Annotated in this window: 17 protein-coding genes; 8 read left to right on the top strand and 9 right to left on the bottom strand. The window is 58.1% G+C overall.

What is annotated here, in order from left to right; genetic code table 11:
* Positions 1 to 411: 411 nt before the first annotated feature.
* Complete coding sequence (locus QEH57_RS09225) at positions 412 to 2,406, bottom strand: DUF3857 domain-containing protein (RefSeq protein WP_309006435.1); 1,995 nt, start codon at positions 2,404 to 2,406, stop codon at positions 412 to 414.
* A gap of 160 nt (positions 2,407 to 2,566) precedes the next feature.
* On the opposite strand from QEH57_RS09225, the gene QEH57_RS09220 reads away from it, so the two are divergent.
* The 3 genes from QEH57_RS09220 to QEH57_RS09210 all read left to right on the top strand — a co-directional run bounded on the left by QEH57_RS09220 (position 2,567) and on the right by QEH57_RS09210 (position 5,793).
* Positions 2,567 to 3,172, top strand: a complete 606-nt coding sequence (locus QEH57_RS09220) for a flavin reductase family protein (protein ID WP_309006434.1) — start codon at positions 2,567 to 2,569, stop codon at positions 3,170 to 3,172.
* Positions 3,173 to 3,314: 142 nt separating this feature from the next.
* Complete coding sequence (locus tag QEH57_RS09215) at positions 3,315 to 4,751, top strand: circularly permuted type 2 ATP-grasp protein (protein ID WP_309006433.1); 1,437 nt, start codon at positions 3,315 to 3,317, stop codon at positions 4,749 to 4,751.
* Between the two features lie 46 nt (positions 4,752 to 4,797).
* On the top strand, positions 4,798 to 5,793 hold the full coding sequence (locus QEH57_RS09210; protein ID WP_309006432.1) for an alpha-E domain-containing protein: 996 nt from the start codon (positions 4,798 to 4,800) through the stop codon (positions 5,791 to 5,793).
* On the opposite strand, the gene QEH57_RS09205 is transcribed toward QEH57_RS09210, so the two are convergent.
* Positions 5,790 to 6,851 carry a putative zinc-binding metallopeptidase gene (locus QEH57_RS09205; protein WP_309006431.1) on the bottom strand — a complete coding sequence of 354 codons (1,062 nt, stop codon included), beginning with the start codon at positions 6,849 to 6,851 and terminating at the stop codon, positions 5,790 to 5,792. The two genes, QEH57_RS09210 and QEH57_RS09205, sit on opposite strands and share 4 nt — an antisense overlap.
* A gap of 36 nt (positions 6,852 to 6,887) precedes the next feature.
* The gene (locus QEH57_RS09200) at positions 6,888 to 8,651 is read right to left on the bottom strand and encodes a hypothetical protein (protein ID WP_309006430.1); all 1,764 of its coding nucleotides are present in this window, start codon (positions 8,649 to 8,651) and stop codon (positions 6,888 to 6,890) included.
* Positions 8,652 to 8,864: 213 nt separating this feature from the next.
* On the opposite strand from QEH57_RS09200, the gene QEH57_RS09195 reads away from it, so the two are divergent.
* Entirely contained in the window at positions 8,865 to 9,059 is a 195-nt protein-coding gene (locus tag QEH57_RS09195) for a hypothetical protein (RefSeq protein ID WP_309006429.1), read from the top strand.
* A gap of 11 nt (positions 9,060 to 9,070) precedes the next feature.
* On the opposite strand, the gene QEH57_RS09190 is transcribed toward QEH57_RS09195, so the two are convergent.
* The 5 genes from QEH57_RS09190 to QEH57_RS09170 form a co-directional block, all read right to left on the bottom strand.
* On the bottom strand, positions 9,071 to 10,132 hold the full coding sequence (locus QEH57_RS09190) for a M48 family metallopeptidase (RefSeq protein WP_309006428.1): 1,062 nt from the start codon (positions 10,130 to 10,132) through the stop codon (positions 9,071 to 9,073).
* Complete coding sequence (locus tag QEH57_RS09185) at positions 10,126 to 11,235, bottom strand: YjgN family protein (protein WP_309006427.1); 1,110 nt, start codon at positions 11,233 to 11,235, stop codon at positions 10,126 to 10,128. Before QEH57_RS09185 ends, QEH57_RS09190 begins: the two co-directional genes overlap by 7 nt.
* 209 nt (positions 11,236 to 11,444) lie before the next feature.
* A complete protein-coding gene (locus tag QEH57_RS09180; RefSeq protein WP_343224767.1) occupies positions 11,445 to 11,885 on the bottom strand; it encodes a DUF4399 domain-containing protein in 441 nt (146 codons plus the stop codon).
* Between the two features lie 18 nt (positions 11,886 to 11,903).
* Entirely contained in the window at positions 11,904 to 12,647 is a 744-nt protein-coding gene (locus tag QEH57_RS09175; RefSeq protein WP_309006425.1) for a hypothetical protein, read from the bottom strand.
* Between the two features lie 5 nt (positions 12,648 to 12,652).
* The gene (locus tag QEH57_RS09170; protein WP_309006424.1) at positions 12,653 to 13,933 is read right to left on the bottom strand and encodes a S41 family peptidase; all 1,281 of its coding nucleotides are present in this window, start codon (positions 13,931 to 13,933) and stop codon (positions 12,653 to 12,655) included.
* A gap of 383 nt (positions 13,934 to 14,316) precedes the next feature.
* On the opposite strand from QEH57_RS09170, the gene QEH57_RS09165 reads away from it, so the two are divergent.
* The 4 genes from QEH57_RS09165 to QEH57_RS09150 all read left to right on the top strand — a co-directional run bounded on the left by QEH57_RS09165 (position 14,317) and on the right by QEH57_RS09150 (position 17,623).
* A complete protein-coding gene (locus QEH57_RS09165; RefSeq protein WP_309006423.1) occupies positions 14,317 to 14,832 on the top strand; it encodes a GNAT family N-acetyltransferase in 516 nt (171 codons plus the stop codon).
* Positions 14,833 to 15,091: 259 nt separating this feature from the next.
* A complete protein-coding gene (gmd, locus tag QEH57_RS09160; RefSeq protein WP_309006422.1) occupies positions 15,092 to 16,105 on the top strand; it encodes a GDP-mannose 4,6-dehydratase in 1,014 nt (337 codons plus the stop codon).
* A gap of 142 nt (positions 16,106 to 16,247) precedes the next feature.
* Complete coding sequence (locus QEH57_RS09155) at positions 16,248 to 16,637, top strand: GxxExxY protein (protein WP_309006421.1); 390 nt, start codon at positions 16,248 to 16,250, stop codon at positions 16,635 to 16,637.
* Between the two features lie 35 nt (positions 16,638 to 16,672).
* On the top strand, positions 16,673 to 17,623 hold the full coding sequence (locus QEH57_RS09150) for a GDP-L-fucose synthase (protein ID WP_309006420.1): 951 nt from the start codon (positions 16,673 to 16,675) through the stop codon (positions 17,621 to 17,623).
* Positions 17,624 to 18,310: 687 nt separating this feature from the next.
* Here QEH57_RS09150 and QEH57_RS09145 read toward each other — a convergent pair.
* Positions 18,311 to 19,291 carry an NAD-dependent epimerase/dehydratase family protein gene (locus QEH57_RS09145; protein ID WP_309006419.1) on the bottom strand — a complete coding sequence of 327 codons (981 nt, stop codon included), beginning with the start codon at positions 19,289 to 19,291 and terminating at the stop codon, positions 18,311 to 18,313.
* Positions 19,292 to 19,610: the final 319 nt, after the last annotated feature.

Genomic DNA, 19,610 nt, shown 5'->3' with positions numbered 1-19,610 from the left:
TCCCCCACATCCCGTTGGCGATAAGCGATCACCTTCGCCCCCTTCCTCCGTTCGGGCGGGAGTGTCCATGCCTTGATCGAGACAGGCTTTTCTGTGTCCTCTACATAATAAAGGTTCGCCACTGCCTGACCGACTCCTCGCTCCTTCCGGATCCGCATGGCAACTCGGCTTCTCGTCAGTATCGTTCCATCCGGCTCTATCTCGTGGTGCCTTTCTCGATGCAGAAATATAACATCGCCGTCATCCTCCCTCAAGCTCTCGGGCACGGGTCGTTCGCTCGCCTCTACGAGCCATGCGGGCGCCTTTCCCCGTTGCGCGACAACTGACGACGCGAAAAAGGACGCGAAAAGAACAAAAAAGATCCGGAACGATCTTGGACTACGAAGCAACGACATGAGAATTATATCCATATTACGAATCCGTATCTCCCCGCTTGAAACCCAGCGCGTATTGATCCCGGACATTGATCTCGCTATAGATCTTTTTTACCGCTGGGTAAGACTCTACAGCGAGCCCCAATACATTCCTGGAAAAGGTCCGTTCGTATTGGATGACCCCTTCTTTCGAGCTTCGAATCGAGACAGTATAATTCCCAAAGGCACCGAGATCCAGGGATTTGGGAGCTACTCCATCTTCCAGCACGAGCCCCTCCGGCATCTGGATGGAAACTTTGTCAACCGAGGTGGCAGCGTAGTTGAACTGGATCGGAGAAACTCTTTCGTTACTCACAAAAATATCCTGCGCCCCTTTTCCGAATACGTAGGGCTGAAAGTACAAGCGCCTGCGCGTCACGTCAGCGTAATCTGGAATTTCCAGATCATAGGTGACCCTAATCGGGTACTTGTGTGACGAACTATTGCTAATCGTAATATTTTCAACCTTAGCTTGGGGCATCAGGTCCTTGATCTGGTCCGCGAAGTATTCTTCCCGAGCTTCACGTCCCTCTAACTCCGCCATACGCTCCTTCGCATCCCATCCGGAGTAACCGCTCATTTCAATTTCCACGCGAGCAGTTAAACGGCCCTCCTGGTCAAGCGCCCCTGTTAAGGTACGTTTCCGCACCGAGTAGTCCGCTCCTCTCTGCTTCACGACTTTTATGGCACCGTTTTTCCGGGCAGCTTCCAGCACCCCCGAGTTGGCCGCAAACCACTCCACTTCGCCACAGTACAAGAACGGGTTTCCCGGGCGGAAGTAATGCGTTTCGCCGTCTAGATCGATTGCGATATAGCGAAGTCGCATCGCAAAACGATGCTTCAACCAGCCTTTGAACTTCATGAAGCGGTTATCGTGCATCGCTGCAATCCGGGGGGCGAAACCCGCAGCGTTTGCCAAGGCCCCGAACAAATATGTTACTTCTTCAGGGGTCCCATTCCCCCGAGCAAGCGTAGCTTGCGGCTTGTTGCTTTCCTTAATTTTCGAGCGTTCTTTATCCGTTAATATCCCTCTCGAATAGTTGATATTAAGGACCTCATTCTGGCAATAGTCATAGAGCACCGCAAGCTTTGCCCAATCACTTTGCTTACCCTCCGTCAACTCCTTCGCCAACGCTTCTATTTGATTGCTTGGGGCCAAAGCTTTTTTCCCCTCTCGGTGCAGGGTCTTCGCCCTGAAAGCCCAATAGTCCTCTCCGTCCTTGGGGCGATCTGAATCGTCAAAGTAATCTATGATTACCGTTGGGATGAGATCACTTTCCGGTAAGCTGAATGGCTCGTCGACGATGGCTTTTATATTTCGTTTCTCCGCCACGTAAAACCCCGGCTCAATGTCACTGAAGTCGTCTTCCGAAAAATTGAACCGCCTAACTTTGTATCCAATGCCCCAATCCCAAAGTGGATTGATCCGCGTGGTGATCCTACGAGCCGGCAGTCGCTCCTGGAATCGCAGCACCGGCAGCCAGTCAATCTCAGTATTTCTCGTCAAATACTGCAGTTCGACAATATCACCGGGCTCCAGATTCGGAAACGCAAATGATTTAGCCGCCAAATCCACCTTCCCTTTGCGAACCAGTTCAGTGTCGAAGATATGATCCTGAGAAAGCTCGTACACCGCCCCGCTAGGCTTCACCGTACGTCCTTCAATTTTACCGATACCGCCTCGCCTGTCCTCGTAAGGCAGCTTCCAATTAGCTAGCTGCGACACACCTAGTTCGTTGTAGACCCGAAACCGCATGTAATACCGCGCCACCTCCTTGTAGCTGGCCTCGCCCAAAAATTCTTGCCTGAACTCGAGCTCCGAAAACAAGATTTCCGCCCCAAACCCCGGATCGATCTCCGATTCCGTCAGCTCAAACTCGGCCGGATCAATCTCGCGCCACTCGACAGCCTTCAGACTAAAACAGAACACGACAACCACGAGCGCTGCGAAGAAACGCGCGGGCGAGGAAAAACAAACTTTAATGCGAAGCAAAGGATCTACAGGTTGTGGATTAACGAAAGCTGAGGTCGAAGATGATGACTTGCAGAGCGAGAGATGGAGTCAAACACCTAAGCAATCAACCGAACTACTGAGCAAGAAAATACAGCCCAAGAAATCGCAATCCCGCCAATCTCCAAAATCTACCTGAGCTATGGAAATCGACCTGCCCAACCTCGAGCCAATCGAACGCTACAAGTTCCTCACCTCCGTGGTCGTGCCGCGCCCCATCGCCTGGGTCACCAGCCTCTCTCCCTCCGGAGTCGTCAACGCCGCCCCCTTCAGCTTCTTCAACGTCTTTGGCTCCAAGCCGCCCCTCGTCGTCCTCGGCATCGGCAACCGCCCCGACACCGGCGAACCCAAGGACACGGTGCTCAACATCAAAGCCTCCGGCCAATTCGTCATCCACACCGTTTCCGAAGCGCAGGCCGCCCTGATGGTGAAAACCTCCACCTCCCTCCCCCACGAAGAAAGCGAGCTCGCCGCCTACGGCCTCGAAACCACCCCCTCCGCCAAAGTGGCGCCGCCCCGCATCGCCGGCGCCGCCGTAGCCCTCGAGTGCCAACTCCACTCCATCCAGGAGATCGGCCAAAACCGCCTGATCGTCGCCACCGTAGCCCACGCCGCCATCGACGATAGCTACTACGATTCAAAATCTGGATACATCGATACAGCCGCCATGCAGCTCGTCGGCCGCATGCACGGCCCCAGCGGCTACTGCCGCACCGATTCCCTCTTCGAAATCGAGCGCCCCAATTAACCCTACCTGTTGCGGGCCAAGCGAATCTGGTTATCGTTTCCAAACGACCCAGCCCGCCCAAGCCCACGCGCCCCACCCACGCCCCTTCCTTCCGACTCCACTCCCCGGAAGCCTTAACGCTCCTTCCCCATCCAACGACCCCATGAACATCACCTACGACCACAGCGGATTCTTCGACGAGATGTACCAAGCCGACGGCACCCCGCGTCCCCACTACGCCAAGCTCGTCGAAACCCTTTCCTCCCTCAGCGACACCGATTTCAAGACCCGCAAGGAAGCCGTCGAGCTGGCCTTCCTCCAACAGGGCATCACCTTCACCGTCTACGGAAACGAGGAAAGCACCGAGAAGATATTCCCCTTCGACCTCATTCCCCGCATCATCCCCGCCTCCGAGTGGGCCCACCTCGAGAAGGGCCTCATCCAACGGATGACCGCCCTCAACCTCTTCCTCCACGACGTCTACCACGAACAAAAGATCGTCAAGGACGGCATCGTCCCTATCGAAGTACTCCAGTCAGGAAAGCACTTCCGCAAGGAAATGGTCGGCTTCGAACCGCCCAAAGGCATCTATATCCATATTTGCGGTACGGACCTGATCCGAGACCACAAAGGCGACTACCTCGTGCTCGAAGACAACGGCCGCTGCCCTTCCGGCGTCTCTTACATGATCGAGAACCGGCGGGCCATGAAGAAAGCCTTCCCCCTCCTCTTCCCCGTTTCCGGAGCCCGCTCCATCACCGACTACCCCGACAAGCTCCATAAAGCGCTCGAGTATGTGGCGCCCTTCGACGGCGACGCCACCATCGCCGTGCTCACCCCCGGCATCTACAACTCCGCCTACTTCGAGCACTGCTTCCTCGCCCGCCAGATGGGAGCCGAGATCGTGCAAGGCCAGGACCTCGTCGTGAACGACGACGACTGCCTCTACATGAAAACCACCGTCGGCCTCAAGCGCGTCGACGTCCTGTATCGAAGAATCGACGACGACTTCATCGACCCCGAGGTCTTCCGCAAGGACTCCGTCCTCGGCGTCCCCGGACTCATGCGGGCCTACCGCGCCGGAAACCTCAGCCTCGCCAACGCTATCGGCACCGGTATCGCCGACGACAAGGTCACCTACTGCTTCGTGCCCGACATGATCAAGTACTACCTCGACCAGGACCCGATCCTGCCCAATGTCGAGACCTTCCTGCCCTACCGCGACAAGGACATGAAATACGTCCAGGAAAACATGGAAAACCTCGTCGTCAAAGCCGCCAACGAAGCGGGCGGATACGGCATGCTCATCGGTCCCCACGCCACCAAGGCCGAGATCGCGGACTTCCGCGAAAAAGTGAAGAAGCACCCGCGCGACTTCATCGCCCAGCCGCCCATCTCCCTCTCCCGCCACCCCACCTACTGCGACGGCGGACTCGACGGGCGCCACGTCGACCTCCGCCCCTACATCCTCCAGTCCGACAAGGTACGAGTCATTCCCGGAGGCCTCACCCGCGTCGCCCTGCGCAAGGGCTCCCTCGTCGTCAACTCCTCCCAAGGCGGCGGCAGCAAAGACACCTGGGTCCTAAACGCCGACCAATAGCGTCCCCTCCGAAACCAACACTTCCAACCCAGCACCCCACGCCACCATGCTTTGCCGAGTCGCAGATTCCCTCTTTTGGATGAGCCGCTATATCGAGCGCGCCGAAAACACCGTACGTCTCGTCGACGTCACCCACCAAACCCTGCTCGAAACCGAGCACTCAGGCGACGGAGCAGGCTACTCCCACTGGGAACCCACCCTCCTGACCCTCGGAGATAAAGCCGCCTACGACACCCTCTACTCGGAGCGCTCAAGCTTCAACGTCACCGAATTCCTCACCTTCAACCGCGACAACCCAAGCTCCGTCTATAGTTGCATCGCCTCCGCCCGCGAAAACGCCCGCACCATACGCGACCAAATTTCCACCGAAATGTGGGAAACGCTCAACAAGCTCTACCTTTTCGTCAAACGAGCCGACGCCCAAAAAGTCTGCTCCGAGTCCGACTTCGAATTCTTCGCCCGCATCAAGGAATTCTCCCACCTCTTCCGCGGCATCCTCGAATCCACCTTTCCCCAAGATATTGGATACGAATACGTCGTCTGCGGGCGCGAAATAGAACGCGCCGTAAAGACGTGCCAGATTCTGGATACAAAACGCCACATGCCCAGCATGGTCAAAAAGGTCGACGACGCCCTCGACGCCGTCCAGTTCGCCGCCATCCTGCGTAGCTGCACTGGCTTCGAAGCCTTCCACCACGAATACGGCTCCGACCTCGACGCCACCCCCGTACGCCAGTTCCTCCTCCTATCCCGCAAGTTCCCGCGCTCCGCCCTCTTCTGCATCAAGCGGCTCCAGAGCTCCATGCACGCCATCTCCGGCTGCCCCATCACCCACTTCTCGAACACTTCCGAACGCCTCACCGGACGCCTCCTCTCCACTCTCAACTATGCCCTAGCGGAAGACGTTCAAGGCAAGAACGGGGACAAGATGATCGACACCATCAAAGCCGAGCTCGGCGCCATCGCCATCGCCTTCAGCCGCCAATACATGGCCGCCGAAATCTACGATCCGGAACTCGAGCAAAGCCAAAGCCAGAGCTAGTCTTCAGCCACATCCGCGACGCTCGGCTCCTCTTCTTCCAACAGGAAAGGCATCAGCTCGTGAATGAACCGCAGCTTCTCTACCACCCGCGGCTGAATCACGAACGGATACGCATCCGACATGCCGAGGCTGCGGTTGAAGCTGTTGATCATGCAAGCTAGTCCTGGCCAATTCCGGATAATGGAATCGAAAGAACGCAAATCGATCTCCGCGTAGTTGAAAACTGGATCTTCCGGTTTCGCCCCCTTCATTCGGATCTTCGAATGGCACGCCGTCCCCAAGGAATCCATCATGTGCAGATAATGGGCCCAAGTCTCCGCCCAGTCCTCCCAAGGATGGGCCGCTGCGTAGGCGCTGATAAACGACTCCTGCCAATCGGCCGTCACCCCCTTCGCGTAATGCGCCTGCAGCGCTTCCGCATAGTCGGCTGACTCATCCCCAAACAAACGACGAAAAGCCTCCAGCTGCTCGCCTACCACCAGCCGATCCCAGTAGTAATGCCCCACCTCGTGACGCAGATGCCCGACCAAGGTGCGATACCGCTCGTTCATCGCCAGCCGCATGCGCTCGCGCTCCACGTCGTCGGCTTCGGCGATGTTAACCGTCACCACTCCGTCGTCGTGTCCCGTCAATACTCGAGGCTCGCCGGCCTTTTTCGAATCCGCCAGGAAGCGAAACGCCAAGCCCTCTGGGTTCTCATCGCTTTTCAAAACAGGCCTCAATCCCAAGTGGTCCAAATTGCAGACCAAACGGCGCTTCGCTTCCTCGAGCTTCCCCCACGCCTTCAAGTACTCGGGCTGGCCCACATCCGGAATCACTTCCGTCAAGCTGCACGATTGGCAGTATTCAGATTCTGAATTCGCTCGAATCGCCCAATTGCAATTCCCGTAGTCCACCCCGTTCTTGCATAGCTTGAAGTCAGCATTCGCCTTCGGTCCGGAGATGGCCACCATCTCCGCCTCCTCAAGGTCGAAAGCCAAGGAGCAATGGCAGCTCAAGCAAACGCTATTTTGGAAATACACTCGAGCCCCGCAGGCCCCGCAATAAAGGCTTTTCATTTAGGTAATAAATTTTTCGAAAAATACGAAGCTGGACTATTTCTTTTTCTTGAAGAGACCTTCCAGCAGCTTGCCCGCTGCATCCGACTCGTCTCCCTCAAGTCCCAACTTTTTGGATACTTCGTCGACCGCCTTCTTTTTCAAGGCGGCGCCAGCGATCTTCTCGAGCGCCTTCGACTCCAGCTTGATCCCCGGACGGTCCAAAGGACCGCGAATCTGCAAGGGCAAAGTGACGCCATCCAAGCTAACGGGGTTGCCCGCGATACGGGCCGTCGAACCGGCAAAGGTCACCTGCGCCACCAAGTCGTTGTCCGTCGTTCCGATGATGCCGCTCAGGTCGATATCCATCGTTCCACCAGAAAGCGGAGGATTTCCGTCCGACTTAATCTTGGCCGCCAGCGGGTCGACCGCGACCTGCTTGAGCTGCATCTTCAAGTCGTTGGTACCGGTGCCACTGGCTCCCGCCAGGCTGAGCCGCGCGTCAAACTTGTCGTTGTTCGCCACTAAACTCACGGTCGGCGCCGCGGCCGCCAAGGCCGGGTGCGTCGAAAGGTCCGCTCCGTTCAAGTCAAGCGTCGCCCCTTCGAAATAAGGAGTATTGATCCCCTTTGCCTCGATCCGGCGTATCCACAAAGTGGGGCTGCCTTCCGTCAAGAAATCCGCCTTCACGTTCGCATGCCCCAAGGCGCGAATCCGGCTGTTCAACTCTTCCTTCCAGCTCAAGGCTTCCTTAGCCTCCTCGCCGCCAGCCGTCATCTGTTCCAGCCAACGCTTCGCCTGTGCCAAGCGTTCCTTCCATTCGTCGGCATTCTCCAACACGCTGTCGAGATCGTCGAACTCCGGCAGCTCGAGCTTCTTGTCCGTCTTCGGCTTCGGTCCGATCTGTTCCCCTGGAGTCGCTCGAGCATCGCCCGACGCCGCCTTCTCGATCACCAAGTTATCGATGGAGAAACGCTTGCGCAGCAGGTCCGTCGTATTCACGTCGGCAACGATCCGCTTGGAGGAAAAAATATTGGTATCCAAATTTTGGGCATCCGCCATGGCGAGTCCCAGCACTTCCAGCTTCCCCTCCTTCAAGCTCAGATCCACTCCCTCCAGGTCGACCGTCGCCCCGTTCGCGGTCTCAAGATTAGATTTCGCCAGCGAAGTCAGTAGCGGAGCGGACAGCTTGCTGAAGCCCAGCCCCAGCAACACGCCCAGTACCACTACGATAGCCAAGCCCCAGATGCGAATCGGATTGCCCAGCTTTACGGCGAGCAACTCCTCGTAGCTCTTTTTGCCGCGACCCTTCCCTAGGAACAGAAACTTCAGGACCTTTACCCAAGTCTTCTCGTTGTACTTCTTCAAACGAGCCGAATCCTCCGACATCGCCATCATCTTCTTGCGATAGTTCGTAATCGATCGCTTCAGGAAAAACGCCAACACAAGTCCCAGAACCAGAGCCACCAGCTGCCCCCCTGCGACCACATAGTAGTCCAACCCGGAGTAGGCCGTCACCGGCGCGTTGATCAGCGCCTTGAAGAGACCCTGCGTCGGGCCTTCCAGCAAGAAGCGGCCCACCGCAAAAATTGCCGGCATCGCCACCAGCAGGACCAACTTGCTCAGAAGCAGGACGATGCCCGCCAGGAAGAGGTTCGCGTTCAATACCAGCAACAGCAGGATCCAGAAAGCCATCAGGGCCGGAGCTTGGGCGAAGCCGGGGATGAAGCCGATGAGAGCCCCTAGCAAGCAGGCCGCGTAAATTTGGAACGGCGTAGTTTTTCCGCGAATCAGTGAACCAATCTTCCGAGTGACGATCATAAGGAGCAGGATTAAGAGTTAGGCCCTCTTCGCGAAACGGTCCGCGAAAGAGCAATATGGGAGCTGACAATAGGAATGCCTAGAAGATCCTAAGTCAAAGCCGCAGCACTACCTTTTCGAAAAGACAACAAAAGCATCGCCTCCGCTAAGCCGCATTGCTCAATCCTCAACCAACCGCTGAGCTCCCGACCGACCAACTCCGTTCCCCCTACCATGAAACGCGCCCTGCAACTACTCCTCGCCACCACCTGCCTCTGCTTCCTCGGAGGCTGCGTCGCGGCCGTCCCCGTAAAAGTCGCCGCCAAGACGACCAAGCTCGGAGTCAAGACCGCCACTACCGGCGTCAAGACCACCGCCAAAGTTGCCGGGGCCGTCATTCCGGACGGAGAGCCCGAGGAGAGCGACTAGCTGCCCTCCCGCTAGGGCCGCTCCTCTGCCCCTTCCTGAATCCGCCGCAGGTTCTCCACGCGCTCCCGCAAGCTGGGATGGCTCGACAGGTAGCTTGCCACCGGCACCTCCGGCGCGTCCTTGTGCAGGAGGAGCAAGATCTCCTCCATCGCTTCCGCCCCGATGCCCGATGCCTCCAGCAACTCCGCCGCAAAGGTGTCGGACTCCATCTCGAACCGCTGCGAATACTGGGAATTCATCACCATCGCCGGAATCCCTTCCGCCAAGGAAATGGCCGAACTCGCATCTCCCACCAGGATCGAAAACACGATAAACACGCCACCGCGCTGCACCAAGCCGCGAATGCCATGCTGCTCCTCGACGTGGGCCAGCTCGTGCAAAAAGACCGCCTTGATCTGCTCGTCCGTCTCGCAAAGCTCGATAAACGCATCCGTCGCCACCACCAAGCCGGAAGGAAAAGCGAACGCGTTCGCGCCAATCGCCTCCCCGCCAAAGATACGCAACTCGTAGTCGTAGGGAGAGTCGCTCAGTCCGGCCAACTCCAAGGCTTCCCGAAAGATCCCCTGCACCCGCGCCTGCTCCTCCGCCGCCAAGGCGCTTTCCTGCAAGTAGTCGAACCGCTCCATGGACTCGATGCTCTGCTCGGTCATCGACACCCGCCACGACTGCGGCATGTCGCGAGCCACCTTCCAAGCCAAGGCCGGCAAGCCCCACTGGAAAAAGCCAAAGGTGAAGAAAGCCAACAATGCGACACTCGCCAAGGTTCCCTTCCAGCGCCCCTCCAGCCACGCGATTGCGGTCCAAACCTTTCCGGAGGAAAGCCCCTTTTCCAGCTCGCGAAATCCGGCGAGGTCGCTCGTTTCGAAGCGGCAGTCTCCGCCCGCCTCCTTGAAGAGCACTACCCGCGGCAGCGAACCCAAAGCCGGCTCCACCAAGTATTGGCCTTTCGGATACGAGCGACTCCCGCCTTGGAAGCGCAGCTCGAGCTCCTCGAACGCGTGCAGGCTCACCGTCGCCTCAACCCTGCGCGACGAACCGACCTCGAAAAACTCGCCTTCGACCTGCCCTACCATCCGATATCCATCTCGAACATATCCGCCGCGGCGTCGCCGATCGCGGACTGCTCCTCTCCCGCTCTCACCACGAAATCGCCAAATCCCGTTTCCGGATGCGACAGCTCCACCGACTCCGCCACGTAGCGCGTTTTGCGGATCGCCGCCCAGGGAGCCAAGAGTCCGAAGCTGAAAACCGTCGCCAGAATATTGGTCAAACTGATCCAATAGAACTTCCCGATCTTGAGCGAAGACTTAAAGGCCGTCTGCTGCACCAGCAAGCGATCCAGGTTGTAGTTGAAAAGCGTTACATACACGTAGATTTGAACGAAAACCATGCCCAACATAATCGGGATATACAAAGCAGTCATGATTCCCGCGACCAACACGGGCGGCATTTCGCTCCCCTCCAGCGCTCCCGAGCCAGCGCCCACGATGGCCGTGGCGAAAAAGCCCAGCAGGACCATCCCGTAGATTCCGGCTACGATCACGGCCGCCACGATGTAGGCGACATAGTATTCGCCCGCCTGAGGCGTGAAATCGAACTTCCGCCCGCCGAAGCTCAGGTTCTTGTAGAAGTACTCCTTTTGCTTCATGATCCAGTACGGGATGATCAAGCCTCCGGTGAACGGGATCAAAATCGCCAAGCCCAGATAGATGACATAGGCATCCCCCACCGTCCCGTGAAACTGGAAACGCACGTTGCGGTAGCTCGTGTTGTGCGCCTTGAAACGCATCGCCTTGTAGACCACCCAAGGACCGCCAAAGACGTACAGCAGGAAAAACGGGATCGTGAAGACCGGATTAAAAAGGCCGGCCGCATAGTAACCGCCCACCACGAAAAGCACGATCAGGTAGCCCCAGAAGATGTTGATCGGCTTCGCCAAGTAGTCGAACGCATGCCCGTCCAAATGCGTGTTCGCATGAAAATACCGCCGGGTACGCACCCGAGCCCACGGCGTATAGAATCCCAGCGTCACCAAGGTGAGCAACATATTCACAATCCAAATACGGAAGTACTCGCCCGATTGGCCAGTAAAGCTGAAGGGGTAACTAGCGTTGGCCACCGCAACATCCGAAGGTACGGGAGCGTCGCCGCCAAAAGAGCTCGAGGAATCGTTCATGAAAGCAGAGGAATATTGGGAACCATAGGCGCGGCAGCCAACCGCCGCTCCCCAAGAGCTAGCGAAGGCCTCGGATCGCACAAGCGTTTTCTACGTAAAGCCTGCAAAACCAATCGCGTTCGCCTCCAAAAAAGCGCCTGCCCGAAATCCGGACAGGCGCTGCAAAGCGTTTTCTCGAGGAGCGAGGCGAAACCGCCCTTCGCTCTCCCTTACTTAACCGTCACCGTGATTTCCTTGGAAATCACTGCCGGCTGATGCGGGATGTGCAAGTAGTCGCCCAGCACGAGCTGCAGACGGTGCTTGCCGGGCGCCAGAGTCAGTTCCACCTCGGTCTGCCCGCCGCCAAAGTGCTTGAGGCCGTCCGACATCGGCATCGGCATGTCCATCGCAGGCAACGATTCCGCGTTGATAAGCAAATGATGGTGCCCCGTATTCGCTTGATTGATACCCGCTGGAGCAACCCCCATTCCCTTCAAGCCGAACCGAACCGTAAAGGTTTTGCCCACCACCTCGCCGTCCTTGGGCGAAATGATATAAACTTCAGCCCCTTCGGGCGAAGGCTGGCGTTCGAGCGCTGCGGAAGCTCCGAGAGCGATGCTGAAGAATGCGATTATCGATACGATTAGTTTCTTTGGATTCATAGGCTTCATATAATATAGGTTCGGTTATCATTGCGGGGCAGCAAAAAGGGAATCGTCCAGCTCGAGGTTTATCTCCAGGGAATCGAAAGTCATATTGATGACCATGCCCGCATTCGTCATCTCCAACACGGCGGGGAAGGAAACGCCATCCTGCACTTGGTAGGACTTGATCGTCATGCTCGCCGGCAGCTTGCCCATCGGCCCCATGTCGACCATCATGTCCATGCGCAGCAGCAGGCCGGAGTCCTTGCTGTAGTAACAGGTTTGCTCCAAGCCCGTCTCCGCGGAAACAAGCTTCAAAACCGAAGTCGCCTGACCCGCGACTTCCGCGTCGGCCAACTTCTCGCCGGAAGCATAGACTTCGTCGTAGGCAAGCATGTCGGAAAAGTTGTCGTTTTGCTTCAGCGAAGAGATTTCCCCTTCGCTCAGGTGACGGAAGCCTTGCATCGGGTCGTTGGCCCAGCCCACTTCGCCATCGTAGGCCTGCACCATGGTTCCCATCCCCGGAATCGTCTGGGCCACGTAAAGTTTGTCGGGCGACTTCATCGCCATCTCCGTCGTGCCGGTCATCCCGATCGCCGGAATCGACATGGTCCCCTTCAGGCGAGAGGACTCGATGGAGGAAATCAGCTCGCGACCGCCGCTCGCCTCGATGTTCGCCTCCAAAACCGCAGCCACCTCGGAAGGCAGCGCCGCGCGGACGGTCGCCGCGAACGGCATCATTAAAAGGGCAATGGCAACAGCGGCCTTGGAGAGTGAGGGAAGTTTCATAGAAGCTAGTGGGTTGATTGGATCCAGCTGAGAGCTGCGGAAAGAACACTGTCCTTCCCTTGGGAAAGATCAACTGGCGAAATGGAAACGATTTCGTCGGGCATCACCCCCTTCGCTTCCAAGCTCACCCCTTGCGGGGTCTTGAAGTCGCCCAGAGCAATTTGCAGGGAGTCTCCATTGGGCAAGCCGAAGAAAACCGAGGGCAAGGCCGCGCCCGGCGTAGGCTGCCCAAAGACTCGCACCCGCCCCAACTCCTGCATGCCAATGGCAAAAACCTCGCTCGTCGAAACGCTCGTCTCGTCCACCAGGACCGCCACCTTCCCCGCAAAGGCGTTTCGTTGCGGAAAGCCCACCACATTCATATGCCCCGACCGCAAGGTCGTGCGCCCCAAGGTCGCCTGCTCCTGCAGGAGCAAGCCGGCCAAACCGCCCGCCATCACCATCATGCCGCCCGGATTGCCCCGCAGATCGATGACGAGTCCCGGCGCCTCCGCCGGCAATTCGCCGAAAAACTCCCTGATCTCGGGCATCACCGCCGGAAACCAAAGATTGAACCGCAGGTAGCCGACCCCATCCTCGCGCACGGCCGTTTCCAAGGCCAACGGCATCCTCCCCAAACGGCCCAACGGTTCCGTTGACCGACTCCGATAGCGCTCGAGCTCCACCACTACGGAACGCTTGCGACCGCCCGGCGAGCGCAGCTCCAGCTCCACCCGGTCCCCCGCTTCCGTCTGCAAGCGGGACAGCAACGCCGTTATCAAACTGTATTTCAGCACATGCTCCGGCTGGCCCGTGCGTTTGAGCATGGCCCGGAAGGCCTTCACCTTAACTCCATCGACCGCCAGCAGGACGTCCCCATTTCGCACACCAGCCCGATAGGCAGCCCCCGCCGGATCGACGCGGTAGAACACGATCCGATTCCCCGCGTAGCAAGCATCCACCCCCGCCGTGCCGCCCGACCACGGCTTGATCAGCTCCTCCGGATCGTAGTCGGAGGACACCAGCGCCAAGTGGGAGTCCCCTAGCTCGTAGATCATCTCCGATATCAAGGCCCGCACCTCGTCCATGTCCTCCGCCTGCGGAAGCCGGGCCCGATAGCGTTCGCCCACCGCATCCCAGTCCAGGCCGCCGAAGCTCCCGTCGTAGTAGCTGGCCCCCACCTGGCTCCAGGCCGCCTCGAAGGTTTCCTCCCTCAGCCTCGCAAACTCGGGCTCCACCGCCCCTGCCCAAGAGGCAAAAAGCAAACTGCTAAAAAAGAGGCCGAGGCATTGCGTAAACTTTCGCATCACTGATCAAAACGATGCCGAGAAGTGAATCCCTTGCAATACAGCGATTTAAAAGAACGTAAACAAGCACGTCACCGTCGTAACCTTATCTTTTCATTAAAAAACTTCCTTTTAGGCGCGGCGACTGCTTTAAGGCATTCAATTCATCGATGAAACGTTCTCAAACACAGCAACATTTCAATACTCAAGCGGTCCCAGCACAGGCAGCGTCAGCCTGCCGTCAATGGAACCTGGCTTGGCACGCGAAAAGGATAACGGAGCGACAGCGCTAACGCGCCCCACTATCCACCACCGCACTGCCAAGCCGAACGCCAAAAGACGTTCGGCCTTTTTTTGGCCCGAACAAAAGCATTTCAATTTTACCAACTAGGGAGAAACAAAACATGACACACGCAAGACCATCAGAGAAGCTACCCCCCTCGATCATCGAGACGGAGCGACTCATCCTCCGAACCCCGCGCCTCGAAGACGCGTTCGAGCTGCACGAACTCGCAGCAGCCGATCCCTTCTTCGCACATGCCACGGTCGGTCCTGCCAACAGCACGCTCGAGGCGGCCTGCACCGCTATTATCCGCATGCTCGAAGATCGCCGCTCCGGAGCCGGCAGCTGGTGGATCGTCATCCACAAAGACACCGGCCACGCGATCGGAGTCACCGGATTCAGCTCGCGCCACCATAGCCGCGGCCCCATCAACGCGCTGGCCTCCAGCGAGCTCGGACGCGGCTACGCCCAGGAGATCGTCGAAGCCCTGCTCAATGTCAGCTCCCCGCTTCCCAGCCACCAGCGCTCCTTCGAAGCCGAGCCCGCCCCCGCGGAAGAGCCCACGCCGCCCACCCGCTGGTACTGGCAGAGCAAGTCGACCCGGGCGCCGCGCCCCAACAAGCTGCGCTGCGCCTAGGCCCTAGCGAACTGCGACGCGACGCCGTCACAGCTGCTGGCAGAAAGCCCGCCTTTCCCAAACGCCCACCGCAATCCGCGGCGGGCGTTTTTTTTTGCGAGGAGATGCCACACAGAAGTCCCTCCTCCGGCCGCAGCCTATTGAAAAACGGGAAGGCTCACCCAAAACGAACATCCGTAATCCCAACAAAGAACTGTTCGACAAATCTCAGCGAAGCCCTTTGCTTGCCCGTTTTTCCCTATATCCAGCCAAAAGATTTATGAAAAAAGCCCTCATCACCGGCATCACAGGACAAGACGGATCCTACCTCGCAGAACTCCTCCTAGAAAAGGGTTACGAAGTCCACGGCGTTATCCGCCGGGCCTCCACCTTCAACACCTCCCGCATCGACCACCTCTACCAAGACCCGCACGTCAACGGCGTTAAGCTCTTCCTGCACTACGGCGACCTCGCCGACTCCGTACAGATGGTCAAGCTGCTCTACGATCTCCAGCCTGACGAGATCTACAACCTCGGAGCCCAGTCCCACGTCCGCGTTTCCTTCGACGTGCCCGAGTACACCGGCGACGTCGTCGGCGTCGGCTCGGTACGCATCCTCGAAGCGATCCGCGAAGCCAAGCTCGTCAACAAGACCAAATACTACCAAGCCTCCTCCTCGGAAATGTTCGGCAAGGTCCAAGAAGTTCCCCAGACCGAGACCACTCCCTTCTGGCCGCGTTCGCCTTACGGCTGCGCCAAGATGTACGCCCACTGGCTCACCGTAAACTACCGCGAGTCCTACAACCTCTTCGCCTGCTCGGGCATCCTCTTCAACCACGAGTCCCCCCGCCGCGGCGAAACCTTTGTCACCCGCAAGATCACGCGGGCCGCCACTCGCATCAAGATGGGCCTACAGGACAAGCTCTACCTCGGCAACCTAGACGCCAAGCGCGACTGGGGCTACGCCAAGGAGTACGTCGAGATGATGTGGCTCATGCTGCAGCAAGACCAGCCCGACGACTACGTCATCGCCACCAACGAGACCCACACCGTCAAGGAGTTCGTGCAAGAGACCTTTGCCCTGCTCGACCTCGACTGGGAAAAGTACGTCGACTACGACGACCGCTACGAGCGCCCCGCCGAGGTGGACCTGCTCATCGGCGACCCCGCCAAGGCCAAGAAGCAGCTCGGCTGGGAGCCCAAGGTCAAGTTCAAGGAGCTCGTCAAGATCATGGTCGACGCCGACCTCAAGCTCGCCCAAGACGAAGCCAAAATCAAAAAGGCCCTCGCTTAGGCGCGGCCTGCATGGTCAGGTTTGGCTTTCGCCAAAGTAGGTCGACTTCGTCGAGAAGGTTATTCAAATAAGAACCTCTGCCGCCCCGCGGCACCTATTTGGCCGCAGGCCAACCTGACAATCCCCAGAACCCAACTCCCTCATGATCCAAGACCCTGTTACGTCCAAAATCATAACCATCGCCCACCAAGTTCATGCCGAGCTAGGACACGGTTTCAACGAGAAGATATTTGAGAACAGTCTCGCCATCGCTCTCACCGAAGACGGTTTCAAAGTCTCTCAACAGCACCCCATAGACGTGCACTTCCGAGGTCATCTAGTTGGAGAATTTTTCGCCGACATCCTAGTCGACGACACTCTCATCCTAGAACTCAAGGCACTAACCGCCCTAGCACCAGAACACCACGCCCAACTTATTAACTACATCAAAGCCGCAAACCTCCAAACCGGCCTGCTCCTCAACTTCGGCGCCCCCAAGCTCCAAGTCAAAAGAGCCTACCACCCAAACCTACCGTCGCGCAGCGACACCTAATCGGCCGCAGGCCGACCTGACAATTCCCGTCTCACATGACTCCCTCTTCCAAGATCTACGTCGCCGGCCACAACGGCATGGTCGGCTCCGCCGTCATCCGTCGCCTCCACGCCCTCGGCTTCACTAACACGATCACTGCATCCTCCTCCGAGCTCGACCTCACCCGCCAAGCCGACGTCGAAGCCTTCTTCCAAGCCCACCAGCCCGACGTCGTGGTCATGGCCGCCGCCAAAGTCGGCGGTATCCACGCTAACAATACCTACCCCGCCGACTTCGGCTACCAGAACCTAGCCATCGCCAGCAATACCATTCACGCCGCCTACCAGAGCGGCGTATCCAGATTCCTCTTCCTTGGCTCCTCCTGCATCTACCCCAAGCTGGCGCCCCAACCCCTGCGCGAGGACTGCCTGCTCACCTCCCCGCTGGAGCCCACCAACGAAGCCTACGCCATCGCCAAGATCGCCGGCCTCAAGCTCTGCGAGTACTACCGCAAGCAATACGGAGTCCTCTACCACTCCCTCATGCCCACCAACCTCTACGGCCCCGGCGACAACTACCACCCCGACAACTCCCACCTCCTGCCCGCCCTCATCCGCCGCTTCCACGAAGCCAAGGAAGCCCAGGCCCCCGAAGTCACCATGTGGGGAACCGGAACTCCCCTGCGCGAGCTCATGCACGCCGACGACCTAGCCGACGCCATAGTATTCGCCCTTCAACTACAAGACCCACCCAGCATCTTGAACGCCGGCACCGGCGTCGAGCACAGCATCAAGCAAATCGCCGAACTCGTAGCAAAGACCGTCGGCTACACCGGCCAGATCGTCAACGACCTCAGCAAGCCCGACGGCACCCCCCGCAAGCTCATGGACGTCTCCCGCCTGCGCGATCTCGGCTGGACCGCCCAGATCCCCCTCGAAGAAGGCATCGAAAAAACCTACCCCCTCTTCCTCGAGCAGCTGGAGCAAGGCAGTCTCCGCCAAAGGTAGGCCGCAACCGCCGGACACCCCGAGTCCCGAATGAAGGTAGGGCGTGACCGCCGGGCACGCCGAATCTTCAAGCCAAGCTCGCGGTCGCTAAGGCCAACCTTCCGCCCCTACAGCAAAAACCGGTCTCCCCTTATCGGACCTCGCTTCGAAACATCCTTCGTCATAAATTGCTGAGCCCAATTCAAAAACGCGTTCAGCTCCTCCACCGACAACGGCCTTCTCGCCCCCGCCTCCAAGGCCCGAAACTCCTCCCGACGGTCCTCCGAAAGCGAATCCTGGAGAAACTCCCCCTTTTCCTCCCTGCTCAACCTAGCCACAATACACCTCCTTCAAACTCTTTAAAATCTCACCCCGATCAAAAAGAGCGAAATAGTCACCCAGTAGCCCCCAATCAAAGCATATCGGACTCCTTGCTCATCAAAGCTCTGCAAAACCTTGTTTGTCACCAACTGAAAATCCATAGGCACCTCACTACGAAGCCTGACGCGTCAGCGAACTACAGCCACCAAAAAGTGAAAAGCCCTTCTCTCCTGTTTTCCAATCCTCCATCACCTTAGGCGATGGACGGACAGCGATTAAAAAAAACCAACCTTCCGAACGATTTCGCGAACATTAGCGTTTTTTGCGGTCACCCCACTTCCGCCTGTCGCCCTACATCATGATCCTTCGTGCCCCTAAAGGGAGAACCTACCGCCAATCAAGCTTCCCCTCAACCTCGGCCCGGTACCATTTCACCATCCGCTCCAAGCCTTCCCGCAACGACGTCCGCGGCTCCCACCCCAAAGTATTGCGGACCTTCTCAATATTCGCATGCGTGGCCGCCTGATCTCCCGGACGCGGAGGCAAGACCTCGATCCGAGCCTTCTTCCCCATGATCTCCTGCACCGTCTCGATCGCTTCCCCTGTGGTAAAGCACTGATCCGTACCCACGTTGAAAATCTCTCCCTCGACCTTCTCCCAGTTTCCCAAAACGCAAGAGATCGCCTCGCAAATGTCGCCCACATAAGTGAAGGACCGTTGATGTTCCCAGCTACCCTCGAACAACGGAAACTCCTCGTCCTTCGCGATCGCTCGAATCAGCCGCGGAAACAGCTTATCCGGCCGCTCCCGTTCCCCGTACACCGAAAACAAGCGCAGCGAACAAGCAGGAAACCCATTCAAGCGATGGGCTCCCATCACCTCCAACTCCGCCGCCAACTTCGTTTCCCCATACCACGAAGCCGGTTTCGGCTCACCCACCTCCGAATCCATCGCCCGCAGGCCATAGACGGAGGACGAGGACACATTCACAAAACGCTTCACTCCCGCCACTCTCGCCGCCTCCAGCAAGCGATGCGTCGCCACCACATTATTCCGATTGTAGTCCTCCCAAGGCGTCTTCGCCGAAATCCCCGGCTGGGCAGCCAGGTGCACCACCGCATCCACGTTTTCAAGGTAGGGCGGCATCGCTGAGGCCGCCGCGCCAACCAGATCCTCCTCCCAAATCCCTCCCCCCAGATCCGCCTCCAGCACCTCGATCCCGCCAGCCTTCAGCCGCCCCACTGTATCCCGCTTCAAAGGCACCGCATAGTAGTCCGTAAACGCGTCCACTCCCGACACATCCCAGCCCGCCGCCTGCAAGCGCAAGGCCAAGTTCGAGCCAATGAAACCAGCAATCCCTGTAATCAAAACACGCACCGCACGACCCATCTAACAAAGCCCCACCAAGGCAACTCCAAAGGCATTCGCACCACTCGCTATTGAAAATATAAAATCCCAAATCGAAGGTAAAACCCCTCTCCACTTTCTTGGAGCGGCGGATGCCACTCCGTCCGCCCTGCAGAATCAACCCTCAGGCGACGACCCATACCAAAACCGATTCGCATGCCCCCTCATCCTTCCCTGTCCTCTGTGAAATCCGTGGCTAGAAAACTTCTCGTCGCCCAGCGACACCTAATTGGCCGCAGGCCAACCTGACACTCCCCGTAAGCGCCACCCCGCTGTCCTC

The sequence above is a fragment of the Pelagicoccus sp. SDUM812005 genome, assembly GCF_031127875.1.
In the GTDB taxonomy this organism is placed as follows: Bacteria; Verrucomicrobiota; Verrucomicrobiia; order Opitutales; family Opitutaceae; genus Pelagicoccus.
The sequence above is the reverse complement of the archived record's forward strand: the minus strand, read 5'-3'. Positions and strand labels throughout refer to the sequence as shown.

Coding starts and splice junctions, on each gene's coding strand:
- QEH57_RS09220 (WP_309006434.1), top strand. CDS start 2,567: ATGGAAATCGACCTGCCCAACCTCGAGCCAATCGAACGCTACAAGTTC.
- QEH57_RS09215 (WP_309006433.1), top strand. CDS start 3,315: ATGAACATCACCTACGACCACAGCGGATTCTTCGACGAGATGTACCAA.
- QEH57_RS09210 (WP_309006432.1), top strand. CDS start 4,798: ATGCTTTGCCGAGTCGCAGATTCCCTCTTTTGGATGAGCCGCTATATC.
- QEH57_RS09205 (WP_309006431.1), bottom strand. CDS start 6,851: ATGAAAAGCCTTTATTGCGGGGCCTGCGGGGCTCGAGTGTATTTCCAA.
- QEH57_RS09200 (WP_309006430.1), bottom strand. CDS start 8,651: ATGATCGTCACTCGGAAGATTGGTTCACTGATTCGCGGAAAAACTACG.
- QEH57_RS09195 (WP_309006429.1), top strand. CDS start 8,865: ATGAAACGCGCCCTGCAACTACTCCTCGCCACCACCTGCCTCTGCTTC.
- QEH57_RS09190 (WP_309006428.1), bottom strand. CDS start 10,132: ATGGTAGGGCAGGTCGAAGGCGAGTTTTTCGAGGTCGGTTCGTCGCGC.
- QEH57_RS09185 (WP_309006427.1), bottom strand. CDS start 11,235: ATGAACGATTCCTCGAGCTCTTTTGGCGGCGACGCTCCCGTACCTTCG.
- QEH57_RS09180 (WP_343224767.1), bottom strand. CDS start 11,885: ATGAAGCCTATGAATCCAAAGAAACTAATCGTATCGATAATCGCATTC.
- QEH57_RS09175 (WP_309006425.1), bottom strand. CDS start 12,647: ATGAAACTTCCCTCACTCTCCAAGGCCGCTGTTGCCATTGCCCTTTTA.
- QEH57_RS09170 (WP_309006424.1), bottom strand. CDS start 13,933: ATGCGAAAGTTTACGCAATGCCTCGGCCTCTTTTTTAGCAGTTTGCTT.
- QEH57_RS09165 (WP_309006423.1), top strand. CDS start 14,317: ATGACACACGCAAGACCATCAGAGAAGCTACCCCCCTCGATCATCGAG.
- gmd (WP_309006422.1), top strand. CDS start 15,092: ATGAAAAAAGCCCTCATCACCGGCATCACAGGACAAGACGGATCCTAC.
- QEH57_RS09155 (WP_309006421.1), top strand. CDS start 16,248: ATGATCCAAGACCCTGTTACGTCCAAAATCATAACCATCGCCCACCAA.
- QEH57_RS09150 (WP_309006420.1), top strand. CDS start 16,673: ATGACTCCCTCTTCCAAGATCTACGTCGCCGGCCACAACGGCATGGTC.